The 22,841-nt window shown below is 66.7% G+C and carries 17 protein-coding genes and 1 pseudogene; 9 read left to right on the top strand and 9 right to left on the bottom strand.

The annotated features are described in order from the left end of the window. Positions 1 to 88 precede the first annotated feature (88 nt). The gene (locus QTI66_RS31495; RefSeq protein ID WP_286564286.1) at positions 89 to 304 is read right to left on the bottom strand and encodes a hypothetical protein; all 216 of its coding nucleotides are present in this window, start codon (positions 302 to 304) and stop codon (positions 89 to 91) included. Positions 305 to 509: 205 nt separating this feature from the next. Between QTI66_RS31495 and QTI66_RS31500 the strand changes: the two genes are divergently transcribed. Next, positions 510 to 1,550 carry an AI-2E family transporter gene (locus tag QTI66_RS31500; RefSeq protein ID WP_286564287.1) on the top strand — a complete coding sequence of 347 codons (1,041 nt, stop codon included), beginning with the start codon at positions 510 to 512 and terminating at the stop codon, positions 1,548 to 1,550. A 22-nt stretch (positions 1,551 to 1,572) separates the two neighbouring features. Here QTI66_RS31500 and QTI66_RS31505 read toward each other — a convergent pair whose 3' ends face one another. Beyond that, the gene (locus tag QTI66_RS31505) at positions 1,573 to 4,512 is read right to left on the bottom strand and encodes an AAA family ATPase (protein ID WP_286564289.1); all 2,940 of its coding nucleotides are present in this window, start codon (positions 4,510 to 4,512) and stop codon (positions 1,573 to 1,575) included. Between the two features lie 57 nt (positions 4,513 to 4,569). Continuing rightward, positions 4,570 to 5,244 carry a TetR/AcrR family transcriptional regulator gene (locus tag QTI66_RS31510; protein WP_286564290.1) on the bottom strand — a complete coding sequence of 225 codons (675 nt, stop codon included), beginning with the start codon at positions 5,242 to 5,244 and terminating at the stop codon, positions 4,570 to 4,572. Positions 5,245 to 5,380: 136 nt separating this feature from the next. Here QTI66_RS31510 and QTI66_RS31515 point away from each other — a divergent pair, with 136 nt between their 5' ends. Genes QTI66_RS31515 through QTI66_RS31540 form a run of 6 tightly spaced genes read left to right on the top strand, consistent with a single transcriptional unit; the run spans position 5,381 to position 13,356 of the window. Beyond that, positions 5,381 to 6,607 carry an OmpP1/FadL family transporter gene (locus tag QTI66_RS31515; RefSeq protein WP_286564291.1) on the top strand — a complete coding sequence of 409 codons (1,227 nt, stop codon included), beginning with the start codon at positions 5,381 to 5,383 and terminating at the stop codon, positions 6,605 to 6,607. A gap of 14 nt (positions 6,608 to 6,621) precedes the next feature. After that, positions 6,622 to 7,764 carry a VOC family protein gene (locus QTI66_RS31520; protein WP_286564292.1) on the top strand — a complete coding sequence of 381 codons (1,143 nt, stop codon included), beginning with the start codon at positions 6,622 to 6,624 and terminating at the stop codon, positions 7,762 to 7,764. Between the two features lie 19 nt (positions 7,765 to 7,783). Further along, the gene (locus QTI66_RS31525) at positions 7,784 to 8,740 is read left to right on the top strand and encodes a fumarylacetoacetate hydrolase family protein (RefSeq protein ID WP_286564293.1); all 957 of its coding nucleotides are present in this window, start codon (positions 7,784 to 7,786) and stop codon (positions 8,738 to 8,740) included. Next, on the top strand, positions 8,737 to 10,413 hold the full coding sequence (locus QTI66_RS31530; RefSeq protein ID WP_286564294.1) for a bifunctional 3-(3-hydroxy-phenyl)propionate/3-hydroxycinnamic acid hydroxylase: 1,677 nt from the start codon (positions 8,737 to 8,739) through the stop codon (positions 10,411 to 10,413). The genes QTI66_RS31525 and QTI66_RS31530 overlap by 4 nt, the downstream gene beginning before the upstream one ends. Continuing rightward, positions 10,403 to 11,428 carry an alcohol dehydrogenase catalytic domain-containing protein gene (locus tag QTI66_RS31535; RefSeq protein WP_286564295.1) on the top strand — a complete coding sequence of 342 codons (1,026 nt, stop codon included), beginning with the start codon at positions 10,403 to 10,405 and terminating at the stop codon, positions 11,426 to 11,428. Before QTI66_RS31530 ends, QTI66_RS31535 begins: the two co-directional genes overlap by 11 nt. Positions 11,429 to 11,451: 23 nt before the next feature. Continuing rightward, positions 11,452 to 13,356 (top strand): acyl-CoA synthetase, encoded by a 1,905-nt coding sequence (locus QTI66_RS31540; RefSeq protein WP_286564296.1) that lies wholly within the window; start codon positions 11,452 to 11,454, stop codon positions 13,354 to 13,356. Between the two features lie 164 nt (positions 13,357 to 13,520). Here the strand turns inward: QTI66_RS31540 and QTI66_RS31545 are convergent, their stop codons facing one another. From QTI66_RS31545 to QTI66_RS31570, 6 genes are all read right to left on the bottom strand, one after another. Continuing rightward, positions 13,521 to 16,511 (bottom strand): adenylate/guanylate cyclase domain-containing protein, encoded by a 2,991-nt coding sequence (locus QTI66_RS31545; protein WP_286564297.1) that lies wholly within the window; start codon positions 16,509 to 16,511, stop codon positions 13,521 to 13,523. A 106-nt stretch (positions 16,512 to 16,617) separates the two neighbouring features. Then, positions 16,618 to 17,925 (bottom strand): vanadium-dependent haloperoxidase, encoded by a 1,308-nt coding sequence (locus tag QTI66_RS31550; protein ID WP_286564298.1) that lies wholly within the window; start codon positions 17,923 to 17,925, stop codon positions 16,618 to 16,620. Positions 17,926 to 18,044: 119 nt separating this feature from the next. Then, complete coding sequence (locus tag QTI66_RS31555) at positions 18,045 to 18,794, bottom strand: LytR/AlgR family response regulator transcription factor (protein WP_286564299.1); 750 nt, start codon at positions 18,792 to 18,794, stop codon at positions 18,045 to 18,047. Between the two features lie 5 nt (positions 18,795 to 18,799). Further along, positions 18,800 to 19,240, bottom strand: coding sequence for a hypothetical protein (locus QTI66_RS31560; protein WP_286564300.1), 441 nt, complete (start codon positions 19,238 to 19,240; stop codon positions 18,800 to 18,802). A 17-nt stretch (positions 19,241 to 19,257) separates the two neighbouring features. Then, a complete protein-coding gene (locus tag QTI66_RS31565) occupies positions 19,258 to 20,424 on the bottom strand; it encodes a histidine kinase (protein ID WP_286564302.1) in 1,167 nt (388 codons plus the stop codon). Continuing rightward, entirely contained in the window at positions 20,421 to 21,485 is a 1,065-nt protein-coding gene (locus QTI66_RS31570; protein WP_286564304.1) for a sensor histidine kinase, read from the bottom strand. Before QTI66_RS31570 ends, QTI66_RS31565 begins: the two co-directional genes overlap by 4 nt. Positions 21,486 to 22,173: 688 nt before the next feature. Here QTI66_RS31570 and QTI66_RS31575 point away from each other — a divergent pair. Together QTI66_RS31575 and QTI66_RS40005 are read left to right on the top strand one after the other, a co-directional pair. Then, positions 22,174 to 22,554 carry a helix-turn-helix domain-containing protein gene (locus QTI66_RS31575; RefSeq protein ID WP_286564305.1) on the top strand — a complete coding sequence of 127 codons (381 nt, stop codon included), beginning with the start codon at positions 22,174 to 22,176 and terminating at the stop codon, positions 22,552 to 22,554. A gap of 137 nt (positions 22,555 to 22,691) precedes the next feature. Then, positions 22,692 to 22,841: pseudogene (locus tag QTI66_RS40005) on the top strand (IS3 family transposase); the annotation flags it as partial.

Genomic DNA, 22,841 nt, shown 5'->3' on the forward strand with positions numbered 1-22,841 from the left:
GTGAGCGTAGGGCGCGAGGCGCCCGAAGTCGTCAGCGTTGCGTCGTCGTTTGGTCGCCATGGGTCAGGTCACGGAGCGCGCGGCGCGCTCATGCAGGCGGGTCGTCGGCCGGGCGCTCGGTGGGTCCGTCCTCGAGCTCGCTGGTGAGGGAGCGCAGCAACTCGCGGGCACTTGCAAATTCGAGCTGACGCCCGGTGACAAGGTTTTCGAGGCGGCCCGCCAGCGCATCGGGCGACGCGTCGCTGCGCAGTTTCAGCACGTAGGCCCGACGGTTCGGGTACTTGGATTCAGGATTGAGCACCATGGCAGCTTGTGGATAAGAAGTTCGGCGTCAGCGTAGGCCCATCCCCTGCTCGAGTCGTCAGCGAAAGGTCGACGAACGGTCGAGACTGCGCTCGCATGGCAACGCGACGCAATCGCGACCTGTCGCTGACGACTCCGGCGGCTGGCGTCTCTAGCATCACTTCCCATCACCACGACTACGGGCGCCTCCTCGCGGGGCCCGGCACATGAACCTCAAGCTCACACCCGGGCGGCTCCTTGCCGCCGCCACCGTTGTGCTGTCCGTCTGGATCGTGCACGACTTCATCGAGGCCTTGATGGCAGCCTGTGTGATCGCGGTCGCGAGCTGGCCGCTCTATGCCGCATTCAGGGATCGCTTGCCGAGCCGCATCGGCAAGAGCGCAGGCGCCGCGATGTTCACCGCAACGATCACGGTGTGCGTGCTGACACCCATGCTCTTCGCCTGCTGGGCGCTGCTGAGCGAGGCGCACTTGTTGCTGCTGGGCTTCGCGGCTGCCGACATCCGGGGGTTCGGGGTGCCCGAATGGCTGGCGGACGCCCCGGTCGTGGGGCCCTGGCTGGCCGCGCGCTGGCGAAGCGAACTCGTACACCCAGACGCGCTCCTGCTGCTGACGCAACGCACGGATCCCTCCGCACTTTTCGGCTGGGCGCAGGCGATCGGACAGTTCACGGCCCGCCATGCGCTGATCGTCGGGTTCGCGATCCTGCTATTGGCTTTCCTCTACCGGGAAGGCGCGTCGGTGAAGCTCGAGCTGAGCCGCATGCTGCGCGATGCTGTCGGTGACCGGGCCGAACGGTATGTCGACATCGCCACGCGCGCGGTGCGCGCCTCGGTGAACAGCATGCTCGTCGTGGCCTTGTTCGACGCCCTCGCGACGGCGATGGCGTACACCATCGCCGGTGCACCGCGTGCCCTGCTCTGGGCCGCCATCACGGGGGCGCTGGCCGCCGTGCCATTCCTTGGCTATGGGGCAGTCGCCGCGATGGCGGTGCAGCTCGCGCTGATGGCGGGGCCCACGACGGCAATGATGTCGCTGCTGCTCGGATGCGCGGTGCTGATCACAGGCGACAAGCTGGTACGGCCGATGGTGGCGAGCGGCGGGATGCAGTTGCCGTTCGTCTGGGTCTTGATGGGCTGCATCGGCGGCTTCGGCGCGCTGGGCTTTGCTGGGGTGGTGATCGGCCCGGTGGTGCTGACGCTGGCTCGGGAACTGTGGGAGCAGCAGGTTCGGGGCCTCGAGCGCTGACGCGCAGGCGGCGGCCCCGTTGTCAGGCCGGCTTCGCGGCCTGCAGGATGGACTGCGCGTGCCGTACCGGCACGGTGTCGCCGGCTTCGGGCAAGAGTCGGGCCACGAGCGCGGCGAGGGCGCGGCGCTCCGCGACCGCCGCCCCGTGGTGCTCGCACAGGTCAACGAGCGCGAGCAGCTCGAGCCAGGGCGCCTGCTGTGCCCTCGCCTCCTCGATCGCGCGCCGAACCGGGACGACACCGGCGGCGGCCCGGCCTTGCGCACGGGCGATCGAACCCTGCAGCAGCCAAAGCTGCGGCAGGTACACCCGCTCGGCCAGCTCATCCGCGACCTGCAGCGCTTCGTGGAGCTGAACTTGCGCAGCATCCAGATCGCCAGCCAGCAGCAGGGCCTGTGCCGCATAGCCCAACACTTCGCTGGCGCCAGAAAGCATGCCGAGACGGGCGTTCTCTTCGCAGGCGTCGCGGATGAGGCGATGGCCCTCGAGCGGCGCACCGTTCAATGCCTGCGCCCAGCCGCGGTACCAGCGACACGCAGTCTGCCCTTGTGCCAGGGAGAACCCGTCGACCAGCGCCTGCATTTCCTGTGCAAGTGTCGCAAGCCGTTCGCTGTTGCCCAGGCGCACCTCGAGCAGCGCCTCATGCCAGGTGGCGACGAGCTGCGTCATCGGCTGCCGGAGTTCGCACGCACGGTCGCGCGCGCGCTGCACATGGGCCCGGGCCTGCGTGAACAGGCCACGGTGCACATACTCGATCGCCAGCATCCCGAGCAGCGTCACCTGCGGATCAGCGACGAAGACCTCCCCGGCTGCGAGGTCGAGTGGTTCGGCGGTGGCGAGCCCGCGCTCGATCCAGGCCAGCGCCGCCTGCGGCCGGCCCTGCAACTGATGCACCTCGCCGTGCACAATGCACGCGGCCAGCATCAGCACCGGATCGTTCGATCCGGCTGCGAGCTGCTCGGCGCGGTGGGCCACCTCGAGCGCCAGCGCATACTCGCCGCGCAGGCTCAGCACGTAGCCAAAGCCGTGCAGCAGCCGCCCGCGCATCGGGTGCTCGGGCAGGCCCTGCAGCAGCGTGTATGCGCGTTCAAAAGCGTTTCTCGCCTGGCTGCCGACGCCGAGTGATTGAAAGGCCGCGACGCCGTGCAGCGTGGCGACCACGATCTCGAGCGCGTTGCGCTCTTCCCCTTGCGATGCTTGCTGGAGCAGCGCCGAGGCGCGCTCGGTGAGGCTGGTGCACGAGGCTGGGCTGAAGTGCTGCAGCGCAGCTTCCGCCGCCTCGGCGTAGTAGCGCAGTGCGGTCATCGACTGCCGCCCGCGGTCGAAGTGCATGGCCAATTCTGCGGCGGCCACCGGCACGCCGGCCGAACGCTCCGATTCGAGCGCTGCGCCGACCTTGCAGTGCAGGTGCGTGCGGGCCGAAGGCGCTGTGCGCTCGTACAGAACCTGCCGGAACAGCGCGTGCCGGAACGCGTAGGGTGGCTCGGTCACCTCGTCGCCCTCGGCGGCTCGCGGCGCGGTGAGCCAGACGTGCTCGCGCACCAGGTCCTCGCAGGCATGGGCCACCGATGCGAGGTCTCGCTCCAGGGCACGCGCCACCGTGTCGACGCGGAACTCCACGCCACAGACGGCCGCCGCCGCAAGCAGGGCGCGCGCGTCGCCGCCCAGCCGGGCGATGTAGTGCTCGATGATGGCCGCCAGGTTCTGCGGCACCGCCACGGCCGCGAGCCGCGCCTCTACCGCCGCGTCCTCCGCCGTGCGATCCATCACCTCGGTGATGACCGACGAGACAAACAGCGGCACGCCATCCGTGCGCTCGTGCAACGCACGGACGAATGCCTCGTCGCGCGCGAGAGAGGCCGAGCGTTGCGCGATGTAGTCGGCGACCTCGGTCTCCGAGAATGGATCGAGCACCACCTCCTGGCACAACCGGTTCAGACGCAACTCGTGCCGCAACGGATTGAGCGGATGGTCCAGTGCGATCACCTCCGCCAGGCGGAAGCTCGACAACCACATCAGGCGGGCGCGCCCGCGGCGCCGCGCGACGTAGTCGATCAGCTGGAGGGTCGCCCGGTCGCTCCAGTGCAGGTCTTCCGTCACCAGCAGCAGGGGACGCTGCTCGGTGTAGCGGTCGAGCAGCTCGGCCATCTCGCGCAGCATGCGGTCCGGGCCCAGGCCGGCGAGCTCGCGCCGCAGCGCGTCGCGTTCCTCCGCCGTGCTCAGCCACGGCAGCTGCAGCAGCCACGTCGGCGCGACGGTGCGCAGCAGCGCCGGCAGCGTGCGGTCGCCGCGGCACAGCTCGGCCAGCGCTTCCAGCACCGGCAGGTAGGGCTCGCCGGTGCCGTAGTGCTCCACGCACTGTCCGCGCGCGCAGGCAATGCCGCCGAGACTGGCCACAAAGTGTTCGATCAGCGTGGTCTTGCCGATGCCTGGTTCGCCGGCGACCCAGACCACTGCGCGCTCCCCGCTGCAGGCCCGATCCCACCCCTGCTGTAGCCGGGCGCTCGCGTCCGCGCGGCCGATGAACGACGACGACGGCCGCGGGTCCGCCGCCACCACCCTCGTCGTCGCCGTTGTGGCGAGAGGCGGTGCCGCGCGCGCGGCGGCGGGCACCGCGATGAAGCGATAGCCGCGCCGCGACACGGTCTCGATGAAGCGCGGCTCGCGCGGGTTGTCGCCGAGCACCGTGCGCAGGTCGCTGATGGCGGTCTTGAGCACCGATTCGCTCACGAACTGGTGGCCCCACACCGCATCGAGCAGTGTGTCCTTTGTCAGCAGTGTGCCCGGGTGGCGTGCCAGCGCGCACAGCAGGTTGAAGGGCGTCGGCGCGAGCGCGACGGCCTTCCCGTTGCGCAACAGGCAAGCGTTCACCTCGTCGAGATCGAACTCCTCGAAGCTGATCCGAACGGGATCCGGGTTGGGCAGCGAGTGCGCCACGCGTGAGTCTTGCGAGAGGACAGTCATGAATTATCGGTTCGCCAGCGAATCAAGTCATGTCGTACAGCCACGCCAGCGAGCCGCTCAACCGGCCTTTCGACGCCCGGCCCCGTGCCCGGTCCTTTCCGCCAGGGCTTGCACGGGGATTTCCGAGGTCTCGGTCAGCAAACCCACCGAAAGAATTTCGACCGGCTTCAGCGGGCCATTGGCAATGCGTTCCGCGCTCTTCGCATCCAGGCCGAGCCCACGCAATGCGGCGGCGGTGCTCTGCTCCGCGAAGTCGCCCTCGCAACCCGGCTCGAGCATGCGATGCGTCGCGCCCAGCACAGCGCCCGTCACGATGTCGAGGGCCAAGGCGATCGGCATGCGTGTGAACCGACCCTGCCGGATCCCTTCAGTCAGATCCCTCTTCACGAAGTCCAGGAGCATGTTGGGGCTTCGCGCGTCGGGCCATCCGAGGCGGATCAGGAAGGCGGCCGCAAGGGGGTGATCGATGGCCAGCCTTGCCACGAGTCGAATGCCAATCGACACCCGTTCAGCCGGATCGTCGTAACTGCGCACCACGGGCTCGGCCATGCAAATCAGCTCGTTGGCGATCTCTATTGCAAGTTCCCGGACCAACGCGTCGGACGACGGAAAGTATTTGTAGAACGTGCCCCGCGACACCTCCGCGGCCGAGATCACGTCGTCGATCGACGTCGCCGCCGGGCCCTTTTCCGCGACGAGCTTCATCGCACTGGCGAGCAGCCGTGCGCGCATGCGTTCGCGTCGTTCGGCTGCGACGCGATGGCGGTGGTCATTCGTTTGCATGGATGGATTGTGCCCAGTGCATGACTCAGTTTAAACGACAATGCTGTCACGTTGATGACATTGTCATGATGATGCTAGTGTCATTATGAAGGCCAACCAAAACCCGTTCTCCAACCGCTCGAAGGATTTCACGATGCTCGGACGCCCCCGGCCCCTTCAACTCTCGCTCGTACTCGCCGTCGCTGCCATTCACACCGCAGCGTCGGCGGTCAACGGCGCGCTGCCTGGCGGCATTGGGATCAAGAACGCGTCCATGGGCGGCGCTTCGATCGCGCTGCCGCTCGACGCCGTGGCAGCAGCGAACAATCCCGCCGGTATTGCCTTCATCCCGTCTTCCGCGACGTTTGACTTGCAGGTGTTCAACGGGCAATCCTCGGCCGACTACCTGCTGCCTGGCAACCACCTCGAGAACCGCCAGACACAGATGGCCCCCGAAGGCGGCTTGATCTGGCATTCGGCACCCGAGGTCACTCTCGGGATCAGCATGTCGGGCGCCGGCGCGGGATCCGACTACGGTCAGCCCGCCCTGCCGGTGCCCGGCGCGGGAAACGCGAAGACAACGCTTCGCGTCGCCGAATTCATTCCTGCCATGGCCTGGACGCCAACGCCTGACTTGGCGCTGGGCCTGGGCCTCACGCTGGCGCGGCAACAGTTCGAAGCCGATGGTGTGATCGTGCCCGCTCCGGTTCCCGGCGGCCTGCTGCCCCTTCCTGGTCACGGTAGTCAGACGGCGACTGGCGTCGGCGCCCGAGCCGGCCTGCTGTGGAAACCGGCGTCCGGCTGGACCTTCGGCGCCAACCTGAAGTCCCGCGTTCGAATGGGCCGGCTCGACGGCTATGACCGCGACCTGCTGCTCTACAGCGACGGACGCCTTGACGTCCCGGCGCAGTACGGGGTCGGCGTTGCATGGCAACCCACCGAACGGCTCACCCTGGCCGCCGATGGGCTGCGCATCCTGTGGGGAGAGATCAAGGCGATGCAGGACCCCAATGGCTTCGCCTGGCGCAACCAACCTGTCCTGCGCTTTGGCGCGGCATGGGCACTGGACGAGCGCTGGACTTTGCGGGCCGGCTACAGCCGCAACCGCAGCCAGATCGACCCTTCGCGCGCCGTACAGAACCTGCTCGTGCCCTCGATCAACGAGCAGGCCTACACCGCCGGCCTGAGCTGGCGCGTCGATTCGCACTCGGAACTGAACCTCGGCTACGAGTTGAACCCGCGCACCACGCTCACCGGCACCGGCCCCAGCACAGGCACTTCACTGACGAGCAAGGTCCAGATGCTTTTGCTCGGCTACCACTACACGTTCTGAAAGGAAACCAACCCGTGAGAGGCTTCAACGCAGTGCTTCGGCAGCCGCAGTCGACACCCGAAAGCCGGCTGCCCGTCGATGTCCAACGACTGCCCCGGCAGCCCGCCCTCGGCCGTGCCATCGAACTGGCCTTCCTGCGCTGGGAAAAGCGCCACCTTGCGCCGACGGAACGCTTCTGGCGCGACTTCGGCTTTCATATCGTCAGTTCCACGCCGCAGCGTCTTGTGGCACGGGGTGCGGGGAGCGCGCCCTGCATTGCGATCGCGGAAGCCGGGCTCCAGGATCGGTTTATCGGGCCCGCGTTCCTCATGTCAGCCGACACCGATCTGCACCGCTACGTGGAGCAGATGGGGGCGCGCTGGCTGCCCGTGTGCCGACTGCCCGCAGGCGGCCGCGGCGTGGAGCTGTGCGACCCCAGCGGCCGCAGCGTCTGGCTGCTGCAGGATCAGCAGCGCGTCGCGCCGCTGCCGTTGCGCGAGGCCGTCACGTCGAGCACCAACACGGCACAGGACACGCCACGCATCAATCGCACGGTGCGCACGCCCATCGAGCCGGCACGCGTGGTGCGGCTCGGCCACGTGGTCCTGCAAACGGTGGACTTCGCGCGCATGGCCGAGTGGTACCTGCGCGTGCTCGGACTGATCCCCACTGACGTTCAGTACCTCGCCGACGGCAGTCCCAGTCTCGCGTTCTGCCGTCTTGATCTGGGCAATCAGCCGTCGGACCACCACACGCTGGTGATCGTCGGCGGCATCGAGGAGAAGGTCGAGCACAGCGCCTACGAGGTTCTGGACCTGGATGCGCTCGGACAGGGCCAGCAGGTGCTGCGCGCCGGGGGACACCGGCACATGTGGGGTATCGGTCGACACCTTCTCGGCAGCCAGCTCTTCGACTACTGGTCCGATCCCGACGGCTTCGAGTACGAGCACTACACGGATGGCGACGTCTTCACCGCGGATGTCGAGACCGCCTACTCGCCGCTCGAATTCGGCGGCATCTGGGCCTGGGGCGCCGACGCGCCCGCCTCGATGAAGCCGAAGAAGAACCTCCATACCCTTCTGCACGTGCTGAAGCTCGTGCGTCGCAAGGCCATCACGCCGCAGCGACTGAACCTCATGAGCGCGGCACTCGACGCGCCCGCTCGCCCCTGGCTTTAACTCTCCCCCCAACAAACCCATGTCACGCACAATCATCCGCTACGCCGACGGCGGCAAGCCCCGATGGGGCATTCAATTCGGGCGCCTCATCGCTCCCTTGCAAGTCGATGCGCCCAGCACCGGCGAACTGCTCTCCAGGCACTGGGAGTTGCTGTGGGCTACCGAGGCGGCACTGGCCGTGGTGCCCATCGAGCGGGTCCAGCTTCTGCCGCCGGTGACGCATCACCAGCAGTTCATCTGCCAGGGCGTCAACTATCGCAGCCACATCGCCGAATCGGGCCTGCGCGTGGAAGACTTTCCCTTCAACACGATCTTCACCAAGGCGCCGTCCAGCATCACGGCGGCGGATGCGCCAGTGGTTCGCCCCGCGCATGTGCAATTGCTCGACTACGAGATCGAGCTCGGGCTGGTGTTGCGGGCTCCAGTGCCGGCCGGCACACAGGTCGGCCCGGACGACCTGCCGCGATGGCTGGCAGGGGTGACGATCGTCAATGACCTTTCGGCACGTGACGTTCAATTGCCGCAGGGCCAGTTCTACAAGGGCAAGAGCTATCGAGGCTTCGGCCCGGTCGGACCTGCACTGGTGCTGCTGACGCCGCAGGAATGGGCTCGCTGGCCCGAGCTGCGCATGCGCCTGGCTGTCAACGGCCAGACGCGGCAGGACGCCTATTGCGCCGAGATGATCCACGGCCCCGCCGCCACGCTCACCGAACTTGCGGCGCTGCAGGACCTGCTCCCCGGCGACCTGATCGCCACCGGCACGCCGGCAGGCTGCGCCGCACGCGCCCCCGGCAAGGCCGCGATGTTCGTTCTGAAGCACCTGCTCAGCGACGCCGGCAAATGGCGGATGTTCATCCGCAAGGGACGCGCCAACCCCGCCTACCTGCGCCCGGGCGACCGGATCAGCGCAGCGATCCGCACCGACGACGGCGCCATCGACCTCGGCGAGCAGACGACCTCCATCACCGCACCATGAACGCTGCGTCCATCCCTCACACGGTGCCGAGGCTTGACACCGACATCCTCCTGGTCGGCCTGGGCCCGGTCGGCGCGGCGCTGGCCAATCTGCTCGGCCGCTACGGCGTGCGCGTGCTGGCCATCGACAAGGCGACCGCCATCTTCGAAAAGCCGCGCGCGATCGCGCTCGACAACGAAGCGCTGCGCATACTTCAACTGGCGGGTGTGCGCGAGGGCGAGTTCGAGACCGTCGCCATCCCGCACGTGCAGTACCGCTCCCCGCTGTTCGGCCGCTTCGCCCGCATCAACACCGCCGGCATCATCGACGGCCACCCGGCGCTCGTCACCTTCTACCAGCCGGAACTCGAGCGCGTGCTGCGTGGGAAGCTCGCGCAATATCCGGGCGTAGAAGTGCGGCTCGGCAGCGCGCTCGCAGCCTTCGCCGACGATGGCCGGTTCATCCAGGCGCGGCTGGAGGACGCGGCGGGCAATGAGACCCATGTGCGTGCGCGCTACCTGGTGGGCACCGACGGCGCAAACTCACTGGTGCGGCGCACGCTGGGTCTGGACTTCGAAGGCCGAAGCTTCCACCAGGACTGGCTGATCGTTGATGCGCTCGATGTGCCGGACCCCATCGACCATGTCGAATTCACGTGCGACCCGCGGCGCCCGAGCCCGCGCATGGTGGCCCCCGGCGGACGGCAGCGATGGGAGTTCATGCTCCGCCCCGGCGAGCGGCCGGAAGAGATGGAGAGGCCGGAGTCCGTGCGGCAGCTGCTTGCACCGTGGTGCGACAGCCAGCGCATCCGGATCGAACGCACGGCGGTCTACCGCTTCCATGCGCGCGAGGCGAAACGCTTCTCCAGGGGCCGCTGTTTCCTCGCGGGCGATGCTGCGCACATCACGCCGCCTTTCGCGGGCCAGGGCCTGGTCGCCGGGCTGCGCGACGCGGCCAACCTCGCCTGGAAACTCGCCTGGGTCTTGCAGGGACGCGCAAACGAGGGGGTGCTCGACAGCTACGACACCGAGCGACGGCCGCACGCCCGGAAGATCATCCGCCTTGCACGCACGCTCGGCGCGATCGTCATGCCGCAGAGCCGCCCCGCGGCGTTCGCCGTGCACGGGCTGATGAGCCTGCTGCGCCTGCTGCCGACTGGCCGCGCGATGTTCGAGGACATGAAGGTCAAGCCGCAGAACACCTTCGACCATGGCCTGTTCTGGCGCGTGCGCGGCAGCGAACAATTGCGTGCGGGGGCCATGCTGCCCCAAGGCTGGGTTCGCCCAGCCACCGGCGGTGGGCCGGTCCTCAGCGACGACGCGCTGGGAATGCAATGGGCGCTGATCGGCTTTGGCGTGGACCTGTCGGCCCGGCTGCCGGCTGAACTGCTGCAGTTCTGGCAAGCGGCAGGCGGTCGGGTGTGGCAGTGGTGCCAGCGATCGCAGGCCCAGCACCTCGCGCCAGCCTCCCAGCGCCTGGAGGCGCTGGACGAGGCCCTGCTGCCACGCCGGGTTCCACTTGGCTGGGTCGCGATCGTCAGGCCCGACCGTTGCGTGCTGGCGGAAGGGCCGGCGTCCAAGGCCGAGACGATGCTGCGGCAAGCGCTGGAGCTCATCGCGCCGCCCGCATCGTCCGCTGCGGCGCCACGGCGGACGGCCGCCCACCCCATCCAGGAGATCAAGCATGCGGCGTGAACTGCTCTGCACCGAGGCTGCCACGCCGCCGCGGGTGGCCGTACGCAGCGTCGCGCTGCCCGATCCCGGCAGTGGTGACGTGCTGGTGCGAATACAAGCTACCTCGGTCAACCCGATCGATGTCAAGCGCGCAGCCGGCTACGGTCGTCGCCTGCTGGGGCTCAAGGGGGCGGCGCGCTTTCCGCTCGTGCTCGGCAACGACGTCGCGGGCGTTGTCGAAGCCATCGGCGCGGGTGTGACCCGCTTCGCTCGCGGGCAACGCGTGTTCGGACTGCTCGGTACCGGTCGTGGAGGGTCCGCGCATGCGTCGCATGTCGTCGTTGCGCAAGACCTCTTGCTGCCCGCTCCACACGACAAGGATCCGACCGCGCTCGCGGTGCTGCCCTATTCGTTCACGACGATGTGGCTCGCGCTGCGTTCGAGCGGGATCAACGCTGGCAATGCGCGCGGGGCCCGCGTGCTGATCAACGGCGCCAACGGCGGATTGGGCCGTCTGGCCATGCAGCTGCTTCGCCATTGGGGTAGCGAGATCACCGCGATCTGCGGGGCAGGCCAACGCCAGGTCGGTCTGGACCTCGGCGCTCAAGTGGCCGTCGAGCACGGCCCCGCTTGCATCGGGTCACTGCCCGCGGACTTCGACGTGGTGCTGAACTTCGCCAACTGGGACGACGATGCCCGTCTCGCATCCCGTCTCGGCGCGGGGGCCATGGGCCAGGCGACCACGGTGCACCCCTTGCTTGCGAACTTCGATCGGCTCGGATGGCTGGGTGGCGCGTGGGCCAGTCGCCGCGACTGGAAGCAGGTCCGCGCGATCGTCGCCTCGCGCGCGCCCAAGGCCAGCTATGCCTGGACCATTTTCAAGCCCGACCGCGATGCCCTCGAGGCGCTCGCTGAGGGCGTCCGAGCCCAAAGGCTCGTGCTGCCGATCGGCATCGCCGTGCCCTTCGACAACGCCATCGCCGCGTTCGACCACGTGTCGGCCGGCCAACCCGGCCGAGCGGTTCTCCTGCCGTGACGCAAAGCTTATTTGGTGAAAGCATGAACGAAATCGCCTCTATCGCAGATGTGCTGGCTCTCGAAAGCAAGCACGACGTCCTCCTGCCGAACAGCACCTACGAGATGATCGGCGCCGCAGCGCGCGCCCACCCCGACGCGCCGGCGCTATCGTTCTTTCCTCGCATCGAAGATCATGCGCGGCCGGAAGTCTGGAACTACGAGACGTTGTTCTCTCGCATCACGGCCACTGCCAACTTCCTTCATGCGTTGGGCGTCGGCGCCGGCGATGTCGTCGCCTTTGCACTGCCCAATCTGCCGCAGACGCATCTCGCCGTCTGGGGCGGCCAGGCGGCCGGCATCGCCTTCGCCATCAATCCCATGCTGGAGCCCACTGCCATCGTCGAACTGCTCGCCGCTGGCGAAGCGAAGGTGTTGATCACGCTGGCACCCGCGCCCGGCACGGACCTGTGGTCCAGGCTGCAGCCCTTGCTCGGCCGTGTCAGCAGCCTTGAACATGTTGTGCTGGTCGACCTGGCCCATCAGGTCGCCGAGGGGGCGCGCGTACCTCCGAGCGAGTCATACGTGCGCTTCGACGTGCACGACTTCGCGCAAGGGCTTCATCTGCAGCCGGCGGACCACCTCGTCAGCAGGCGCGTGATCCGCCCAGGCGACCGGTCGTCCTATTTCTGCACTGGCGGCACCACCGGCACGCCCAAGATCGCGATGCGCACGCACGCGAACGAGGTTGCCAATGCGTGGAGCGTTGGCCACTTCCTCGGCGATGGGATCTCGGCAGGGAAGACCCTCTTCTGTGGTCTGCCCCTGTTCCATGTCAACGGGGTCCTGGTCACTGGCTTGCTGCCATTCTCACGCGGCGCACACGTGATCATCGGCACGCCCTCGGGCTATCGCGGCGATGGTGTCATCAAGCACTTCTGGGAGTTGGTCGAGCACCACCGGATCAACTTCTTCAGTGGCGTTCCGACGGTCTATGCGGCGCTCATGCAGCAGCCAACGCAGGGCCGCGACCTCTCTTCGCTGGAATACGGGCTTTGCGGGGCCGCACCCATGCCGGTGGAACTCATGCGCTCTTTTCAGGAACTCACGGGTCTGAAGATCCTCGAGGGCTACGGCCTGACCGAGGGGACCTGCGTCAGCACCTGCAATCCTCCGCTGGGCGAACGGCGTACCGGGTCGATCGGGCTGAGGGTGCCTTTACAGGCCATGAAAGCCGTCATGCTGGACGACGCAGGGGCCTACGCGCGCGACTGCGCGGTCGGCGAAGCAGGCGTGCTTGCAATCAGCGGTCCCAATGTGTTTGCCGGCTATCGCGACCCCGGGCAGGACAAAGGGCTCTGGCTGGATCTGAACGACGGCCGACGCTGGATGAACACCGGCGACCTCGGCCGACAGGACGCGGATGGCTACTTTTATCTGACCGGCCGAAAAAAGGAACTCATCATCCGGGGCGGCCACAACATAGACCCTGCGAGCATCGAAGAGTCGCTGCACCGCCATCCGGCCGTGCAAATTGCTGCCGCGGTCGGACGCCCCGATGTGCACGCGGGAGAACTGCCGGTCGCCTATGTGCAACTCAGGCCCGGCGTCAGCGCCACCGAGGATGAACTGCTTTCGTTCGCCAGGGACCAGATCACAGAACGCGCAGCGGTACCGAAAGCGATCAGGTTGGTAGCGACGATGCCCCTGACTGGCGTCGGCAAGATCTTCAAGCCCGAGCTCAGGCAGCGCGAGATCGCGGATGCGCTGCGCGCGGCGCTGCAAGACGCCGGTGCCCACACTTCCAGGCTCGAGGTCTTGAACGACCCGCGGCTCGGGATGCGCGTCAAGATCACGGAGGCGGACAGCGCGACCGCCGGCATCGTCCGCGAGGTCCTGGGCCGATTCCCGTTCCCCTTCGAAGCTTCGTTGGAAAGCCGCGAAAAATAACCAGAAGCGCCCGGGCCACAGGCGCTGCTCGCCCTTCAAGTAGCGCCAATGGCCGAGCAGGGCGTGGAAAATGCGGCGCGCCTTGATTGAAGGATCGCGTTGGAGTCCAGAGCCGCCAGTCGCAAGGCGTGGTGCAAGGACCGCTCATGGCCGGCCATGAGCGGTCATTCATCGCCAAGCTCGAATGCCCGATAGCCGACACTGGCGGACGAGACGGGTGGTGTCAGATGTCGTGCCCCGATGTAGCGAAGCCAGGCGATTGCATGCTGCGCGGCTGCGATTCCATTTGACTCTGCCAATAGCCGCTCCCGGTTGGCGCGATCGGTGTTCGGAAGCATGGCCTTTTGTGCCAGCAGTGGGCTGCGAAAAAGGTTCTCGCCGCTTTGGTCCATCCGCGCAAGATGCAAATCAATTTCTCGCAGGGCCTCGTCGTTGCGCCCCAGCTTAACCAGCAGGTCCACCTTGAGGCTGGCGAACCAGCTTTGCCAGTTCTCGAAGCCCGTCGCCTGCCACAAGCGGATTCCGGCTTCGAGATCGTCCAGTCCCTCGGCGGTTTGGCCATCTCGCGCCGTTGCCCAGCCGCGCGCGATGCGGGCCAATGCCATGAATTCCGAGAACCCAGTCTCTGTGCAGAAGTCGATGCACCGTTGCGCGGCCTTCCTGGCATCGTCTGGCAGATCGCGCAGCACAGCCATCGAGCACTTGGCCGCCATGGGAAAGCCAAGCGTGTGTGGCTGGTGCGCTTGGAGCGCAAGTTCATAGGCATCTTGCACGTGCTGGCTTGCAAGCTCCTCGTCGCCGTTGATCAGGGTGGCAAGCGCTAGATAGAAGCGGCCGAACACGCCGAAGTCCATCAGGTAGACCGGGTAGAGCGAGGCATGACGTTGCGGGTCGTAGCAGGCGACCGAACGCTCCAGATGCGCACGCGCCGCATGGACGTTGCCCTGACTCAGCTTGATCATCCCGTTCATGTTGTGCGCGGCGATCGTGGCCTCGGCGTCTTCGCTCCTTGATTCGGCGACCTTCATCAAGTCTTCGGCAAGGCTGCGCGCGATCCCAAGTTCGGCCCGACCCCAGTGATAGAGGCACAGGCCGTAGGTCACCGGGAACTGGCGCGGTGCGCCGGGCAACCCATGGCACAGCGCGAACGCGCGTCGTTGAACGTCCCTGAACGCTTCGCTGCCGGGGCCGGTCAACACCATGGTCGTGGGCCCGAGTGTCGACAGGAGGGACAACTCCGCTTCACTTCGCTCGCGGCTGGCCGGTGCCGCGGCCAGCACGGAGACCCCTTCCGACAAGTGCCCGGCCGCTTCGCGAGGAGCGCCCCGCTGCAGGGCCTGCTCGCCCGCCCGTAGGAAAAAACGGCCCGCTTCAAGCGGCCTTTGCGCGCGCGACAAATGATGTGCCGCGACCTCGGGCTGGCGTTCGATCATTCCGGCGAATTCGTGCGTCAGCAAGTCTGCGAGTCGCCCGTGCACCATCGAGCGGGTCTTTGCGAGGATCGAGCCGTAAGCCGCGTCTCCGATCAATGCGTGCTTGAAGGCGAGGCGCTCGCCCTGGCCGCCGACTGGCTGCAGCAGGTCGGCCCAGAGCATCGCACGCAGGGCGTCGTCAAAGGCTGCCTGCTCCATGCCGGCCGCTCCGTACAGCAGGCTTTGATTGAACTCGTGGCCGATCACTGCCGCGACCTGGGCCAGCCACTTGGCGCTGCCCAGGCGATCCAGGCGCTCCATCAGCAGATCCATCAGCGTGTCAGGGACTTCCAGTTGTCGAACGGCCGCGCCGCCGCCGTTGCTCGTGGTGGAGTCCAGGACCATGCGCGTCATTTCCTCCAAAAACAACGGCACGCCATCGCTACGCCGGATGATCGTTTCGATGTCGGCCGAGGTCAGCGCCGTGTTGGCGTTCATGTTTTCCACGACGCTGCGCGACGCCTGCGCGTCTAGTCGCCCAAGGTGGACGATCGTCGGCTTCGCCTTGAGGCCAGCGAGGTCATCTGGCCTGCTGGTCAGCAGCACGAGCATCGGCACGCGCTGTGCGCTGGCGAGCAGTTCGTCGAGCAGTGCAAATGAGGTCGGATCCATCCAGTGGAGATCCTCCACGATGAGCAGCAGAGGGGACTGCCTGGTGGCAAGTCCTGCCAGGTACCGGCACAGCACCTTCAGCGTCATCTGCAGTCGCACCGCGGGCGACAGGTCCAGTGGCGGGTAGCCGGTCGACCCATCGACTTCCACCAGCGACGCGACGAGACTGCGATCCAGCTCGGCGCTGATGCCCGCGACGGCCAGCTGGGCTTCCAGTTTCTCGACACGCATCGGCGGTGTGTCCTCCCGCGCGAAGCCTGCCGCCCGGACAAGATGTTGAACCATTGGCCGCAGCATGCTGTTGGAATGGAACGGCGAGCACTGCAGGCGCACCGTCGTGTGCGCCATTGTCGAGAGGCGCAGCTCGAACGCCGACGCGAGCCGTGATTTTCCGAGGCCGGGCTCGGCAACCACCAGCGTGCTTTCGATGCGGTGGTTTGTCGCGGGCCCATTCCAGCAGGCCATGAGTGTCGCGAGCTCGGTATCGCGGCCTACCAGCGGGACCTTCGTGTCATGGCCTCGCCACGCCGAGCGACCGTCCGGGTCGCCAGCACCCGTGACGGCGCTGAGTCGCACAGGCTGCTCGAATCCCTTGAGTTCGAAGTCGCCCAGATCCTCGTACTCGAACTGGGCTCCCGCAATCCGGCGGGTGCTGGGCGCGACGGTGACTTGCCCCGGCCGTGCCGCGGCCTGAATGCGGGCCGCCAGATTGGGCGTGCTGCCGGCGATCGCGAGGCCCTCCCTTGCGCCCACCGCCACCTGGCCGGTTGCAATGCCGATGCGCACCTGCACAGGTGTCGCGATGCCACTTTCGTCCTGCAACCGGCTGGCCCGCTCAACAATGCCCAGACCTGCATGCACCGCGCGCACGGCGTCGTCTTCACTTGCGAGCGGATAGCCGAAATAGACGTCGGCGCCGTCGCCAACGATTCGGGCGACGTGGCCTCCGAAGCTCCGGGCGATCTGCCTGACCAGATCGCCAAAGGAAGAGAGCACGTCCAGCACGTCCTCCGGGTCGAGCCGTTCGGCCAGGCTCGTCGAGCCGACGATGTCGCAGAAGAGCACCGTCATCTGGCGGCGCGTGACTCGCGAGACATCGCTCGCGAGCGCCCCCTGTCCATGCCGCGTACGGACATGAGGTCTTGCGGGTCCACGGAAGGCGCCCTCTTGCCAGTGCCTATTGAGTCAACGCCGTGAAGTGCTCCCGCGCCACCTGCCGGGTGACTCTCTCGCCCAGGGTGCGCCCATCAACGGTCGCGGTCCGGAAGTGCATGCCGCCATGGATGCGGGCCTGCTGCACGTTCTCGATCATCGCGTCCACGGAGTCGAACGAATGCGTGCTGCCGGTGACGGTGCTCTTGAAGGAGAACTGGACCTTGCCCGTTCCAAACGCCTGCCGAAGCCCCTCTCCGAGCGCGCCGGCGGCGCATGCATGGGCCGCGGGGTATTCGGGGTGATTGGGCGTGGGCACCACCGGCGTCCATTGCGTGTCTGGCTCCGTCGCCGCGTTCCCGTCGGCGTCAGCCAGCCGGATGGCGGTTGTCGGACGCCAGAAGTTGAAGTGATACTTCGATTCGAAGCATGCTGTGCTGGCGTCGGACAGCGCAACCCACAGCATGGCCATCAGCCTTGCGTTCTCCACCAGGGTCGGCTTGCTGGTGGCGAACTGGCGCAGATTGCGCGTCCAGAAGAGCGGAGGCGCTTCGGTATGGAAGCGCGCGTTCTCGGTCTGCGCCTCAGTGCGTTGCGTGCTGCTGGCGCTGCCCATGGCCCTGGTTTCGTTCAGGTCGGCAGCGTACGCATTACCTTCGAGCGCCGGTGGGCCGCTGGCGCGAAACTGGCCAGCCGAAGTGAGCGTGAACGGGCGCAGGTAGGGCCGCGTAAGGCCCACCGGATTGACGCCGCGGAACTGGCCGGGGGCTGTGCCCGGTACATAGGCCGGGACCGGCGTCCAGCGACCGTCATCCGCCCGCTGCGCGAGCACCTTGCGAGCCACATCCGCGCCGAATTGCAGGGCCGCCTGCGCGTCCGCATTCGCGGTGGCGATCGCCGTGTCGTAGGTGGACTGGTACTTCGCGGAACGGGCTGGAAACAGCGTCGCCAAGACGGTGTGCGCCGCGCCATGGACGGCATGCTCCTGGGGCAGCGAACCGAGCGCGGGATCATCCGGCATGACCGCGATGAGCGGGCGGTAGGCTTTCGTGATGGCGGCCAGCGCGTCGTAGATGGCCACATTCATCGTGGCCATGTCGGCGTCGTAGAGCGGCTGGCGTTCTTCCGGCGTACCGCTGGCGGCGGCCGGCATCGTGATGGTGTCGGTGGCCGCCTGGTTCCAGAGATCGACCGCATTCGGCCCCTGGGACGTGATGGTGACGGGCTGGTCCTGGGCCACGGGAGCAGAACCGCCCCCGCCGCACGCGACCACGCCGCCTGTAGTGATGGTGATGGCTGCGACCAGCGCACGGAGATTGTTTCTGCGATTCATCGAAGAGCCCTCCTGGGTTGGCCGGCCGCGATGGCGGCCTGGCACGGTCATTGTTCGGGCTTGCCCAGGTGCTCGCTTGCCTTTGCGACGAGCGCGGCGCTATCAGGACGGACGCGCCGCTACATCGACCGAAACAGATGCTCATGCGCCTCGCTCACAGGCAAAGTCTCGGTGCGCTGCTTGAGCCGCAGATGGACGTGGCCCCTGAAATCCCGGGACACGCCGGCGATCGCATTGGCATTGACGATCGTCGAGCGGTGCACCTGCCAGAACTGCGAAGGGTCCAGTTGCTCCAGCAATTCCTTGAGCGGGCGGCGAATCAGCGACTCACCGTCGGCGGTGATCACCAACGTGTACTTCGATTCGGCCTTGAAGTAGCAGATTTCATCGACGGTGATGATCCTGACGTCCTGGCCCTGCGAAGCATTGATCCATCGCAGGTGATCGCGCACCGGCCTGGCGGCTGCGAGCTGGCGCAGCAGCACGTCGAGCGAGGGCGGGGCGCTTCCCAGCCGTTCCTTGACGCGCCGGATCGTCTGCGACAGGCGCGGCAGGTCATAGGGCTTGAGGACATAGTCGACAGCACCTTGCTCGAACGCGGCCACGGCGTAAGCGTCGTAGGCGGTGACGAAGACGACATGGCTGCGGCCCTGGATCTGGCGCGCGACGTCCAGGCCGTTCAGCCCAGGCATCTCGATGTCGAGGAACACGACGTCGGGCAAGTGCCGATCCAGCGCCAGCAAGGCCTCCAGGCCGTTGGCCGCGCTGGCTTCGATCTCCAACGCCGGCCAGAGGTCGCGAAGATGCGCCTGCAGCTCTTCGCGCAGGACGTCCTCGTCCTCGGCGACCAAGGCGGTGTAGCGGTGCATGGCGCTTAGCCCGTCTTCTTCGGGTTGTCGTTTGACTTGAGTTCGACAAGTAGGGCTCGCGCGTCCTTGCCCGAGATGTTCTCGACCATGTGCGTCTCGGCCTCGCTCCAGAACACATCGCCCGCTTTGGACTCCTTGATCTCCTCCTTGCCGTTGGGCAGTGTCAAGCGGGCTTTCGTGGCGGAAAGGACAACCGTCAGATGTGGCGGGTGCGAGTGCATCCCGGTGCCGCACACGCCCATGCCCGGCCGACTGTTGAACTCGAGGACGCGCAGCTGGTCGGTTTCGAGAGCGATCCGGTAAGCGCGAGGCTGGATCTTGGCGGCATCCTGCGCGTGCGCGGCTTCACCCATGGCCAAAGCGGGCAGCAGGGACAGCAGCACGCGGCGCATGGCGTCCACCCCATGAGGGTCTTCGGGCAGCGGTTGGAGAGGGTCGTCGTTCATCGTTGGCTCCTTTCCGATCAATGAATCAGCATGGGTTCTCGCGCCAGGGGCACTTCAGACTTGGCACCGATGGCATCGGGCGCCGCGGCGGGCGGCACTGTTCGCGCTTGAAGCGTGAAGGTGGTCGTTTCACGGGAGGCGCCGACTTCAACGCAGATCGCGACATCGGCTCCCCATTCGGCACGCAAGCCAACGAGCATGCGTTGCTCCAGCTGGCGCGCCAAGGAAGGCTCTACCGCCCGGTCCACCTGGATCACGATGCGCGGCGCAGCGCCTTCCAGGCGGGCCGCCACCGACCACGCGGGCCGTGGCAGCGAGTTGCCGCGCAGTTCCTCCAGCGTGGGCAACAGCAGCAGTGGGGGAAATGGAATGCGCCCGGCGTCCCCGCCATGCACGTCAATCGTCCATCGCCCTGCGCCCGGGTGAAGCTCATCCTGGAGATGGGCGCTGGCGCGAAGGATGGTGATCTCCGCCTCCAGCGTGGAACTGTCGTTGCGCAGTCCCGGCATGAGGCTGCGCAGGAGCGCCACGAGGCGATCAAGCAGGCGATCCGCCGCCAGGGAATCATGGCCGTAGCGGTCCTGGATGGCTTCCATCACGTGCAGGAGGAACTTCGGATCGACCTGCCTTTGCAGCATCTGCAACTGGGCCTGTTCGACCGCCTTCTCGCTTTGGCGACGAGCGATTTCTGCGCGCCCGAGCATGCCGCGCGTTCGTGCGGCCCGAGCGCTGAGGACATAGACGGGCGTGAACGTCGCCGCGATGAGGAGCGTCTCCCATGTGGCGTAAGCCCACGTGCCCATGATGTGGTGCGCTTCGCAGGGGGCTTCCAGGCCCGGAAACATGGCACCGAGGGCCCTGAGGTAGCCGAGGCGGCAAGCCGCTGGAACAATGACGATCGAGATCAACACGCCCCATCCCAACGCAAGGGTGATTGCTGCAACCATCAGACGGGTCGATCCCAGGCGGCGCACGGCCCACATCACGCAGAACGCCATGCCCATGCCAGTGATGAACCATTGGAAGAAGACAATCGCCGCCATCAACAGCCAGTTGGCAATTCCAAAGCTGGAGATGGGCAAGACGGCCACCTCGACGATCCACGTCGCCACGCCCCAGATGGCGGAAAGGTAGAGGGCGCGGCGCCAGTCGCCATCATCCCATCGGCCGTTCCACTGGCTCATGGCGTGCCCTCCCGCATCGAACGGGGCAACCGGATGCTGGCGCAAACGCCTCGCGGCTTGTTGCTCTCCAGCCTCAGGATCCCCGAAGGGCCATAGAGTGTGCCCAGCCGGGCGCGGATATTGGCCAAGCCCACGCCACTGCCGCCCATGCCGCTGAAGCCGGCACCGGTATCGCGTACAGCGACCTCGACGTCGTCGCCATGCAGCGTGGCCTGGACGCAAATCTCGCCCCCGGTGGGCGACGCGGAGATCCCGTGCTTGACGGCGTTTTCAACCAGGGTCGCGACGCACAAGGATGGAAATACACATTCGCGCAGGTCGGCGGGCACGTCGAACGCCACCTGCAACCGCCCGGACATGCGCACCGAGACGACGGCCAGATAGGCGCGCACGAGATCCAGTTCACGCCCCAGCGTGGTGAACTGTCCTTGGAGTTGCTGGCGCAGGGTTGAGTGCAGGTAGTCGAGGAAGTGCGCCAACAGGCGGGCGCCTTCCGCGGGCTCGGTCTGGTGCAGGCGCCGAACCGTGGCCAGCGTGTTGAAGAGGAAATGCGGCTCGATCTGATTGCGCAGCGCCTGCAGTTGGGCCTGGACGAGTTGGCGGTCCAGTTGCACGCGCTGGAGGTCGTGCGCCTGTGCCTGGGCGCGCAAGCGACTGGCGCGCGACGAGAGGCCGAACGTGGCCATGCTGCAGCCGGAGATCGCTGCCCAGCGGACCGTGCGCGCTGCGACCCAGGCCGCGTCGGGCGCAAAACCCTGGACGCCGGCCACAAGGAGGACGGCATTTCCGATGGCCGTGCCCAGGGCCACTGCAGCGATCAGTACGCAGGCATATGACAACAGGGACGCAAGCCGCAGGCGCGACGCCAGCAGCAGCGCCCCCAGGACGAACAAGCCCTCGACCATACAATGGCCCATTACCTCGAGCCAACCCGAAAGCACCTCATCCCATGGCCAGTTCTGCCATACGAAGGGCTGGAACAAATACTGGGTCGAAAGCAAGGCAGCCACCGCCAGCGACCAGAGCGTGGCAATCCGTGGTGGCAGGCGCCATGGGTCCATGGCCCACCTAGAAGCGCGACTTCCCCGGGGCTGGCTCGCCCGCATGCTGCTCAACTTGCGCCGTCAAGTGATGGGCCATGAACTTCCCTCCATTTTGATTCTTGGCGTTCGACGCAATCCATGCCTTGCTTTGCGACGAACACGGCCAATTTCGCGACGGGCGAAGCAAATCCAGGCTCGGAATACTTCTGCAATCTCTGGAGAGGGCGAGCTTAGCGGGCAATGCTTGGAGGCTCAAGGAGCGATGCCCGCATGGCAGCGCGTGTGGTCGATCAGGAGCGACCTTCGGGTGGGCCCAAAACGAAGCATACGTTGGTGCGTGCGCACTGACATGTGAGCGTTTTTGGTGTCGGCCCGCCTGCCGCCCATGTGATCGCCAACTGCATGGGCTTTCCGCAACAACTCAATCGCGACGAACGCAGCAGCAATTTCAAAACAGGTATCAAAGGGTGAAATCGTTGAGATGAGCCCCTTGCATTCGTAACCGGCGACGCCCCCCCCTGTGCCAATATGACCTGCTACACCTACCCCCGAGAGATCAGTGAGCAACGAGGTAGGTATGACGATCAACCATCAACCCAAGGCAGCGATGCACGCAGTGAACAGTTCGTCCGATTCGGGCGCATTGCAAGGAGCCCGGAGGGCGACTGAAGATGGACCCGAATCGGCGGCGCCAGCAAAGCCGCATGTGACCGATTCTGAGGTCGTGCCACGTGCGCGGCGCCGGCATTTGTCCAACGCCGACAAGCGCCGCATCTTGGATGCTGCTGATTGCTGCACCAAGCCTGGCGAGATCGGCGCGTTGATGCGCCGAGAAGGCGTGTATTCCTCCAGCTTGAGCACTTGGCGACGCCAACGTGAGGCCGCCGATCTGGCCGCATTGGCGCCGCAAAAGCGAGGTCCCAAGCCGGACGTGAGTCGGGCCGAGGCACTGCACATCGCGCAACTCACGCGTGAGAACGAGCGCCTGAAGAGCCGGCTCGACAAAGCCATGCTGGTGATCGAAGTCCAAAAAAAACTGGCAACGTTGTGGGGCTACACGCTCGACGACAACGGCGAGAGGACGTGATGGCGGCCGTGCGGGAACTCACCCCAGCCTTGGGGGCTGGCGCCGCGTGCCGGGCCATGGGGCTGTGGCGCGGCGCACCTGCGCGCCAGCAAGCGCGCGCGCACCGCGTCGCGCTGGTGGGACCGCGGGTGCAACGCACGGCGCGGCCTCGCCCGCCGTTGGCCCTGGACGCCCAGGAAAACCAGATCCTGCTGGACACCCTCAACAGCGAGCGCTTCGTGGATACCGCGCCAGCGGCGGTGCACGCCACGCTGCTGGACGAGGGACGCTACCTCGGCTCGGTGCGC

The organism is Variovorax brevis, assembly GCF_030317105.1.
Lineage (GTDB): Bacteria > Pseudomonadota > Gammaproteobacteria > Burkholderiales > Burkholderiaceae_C > Variovorax > Variovorax brevis.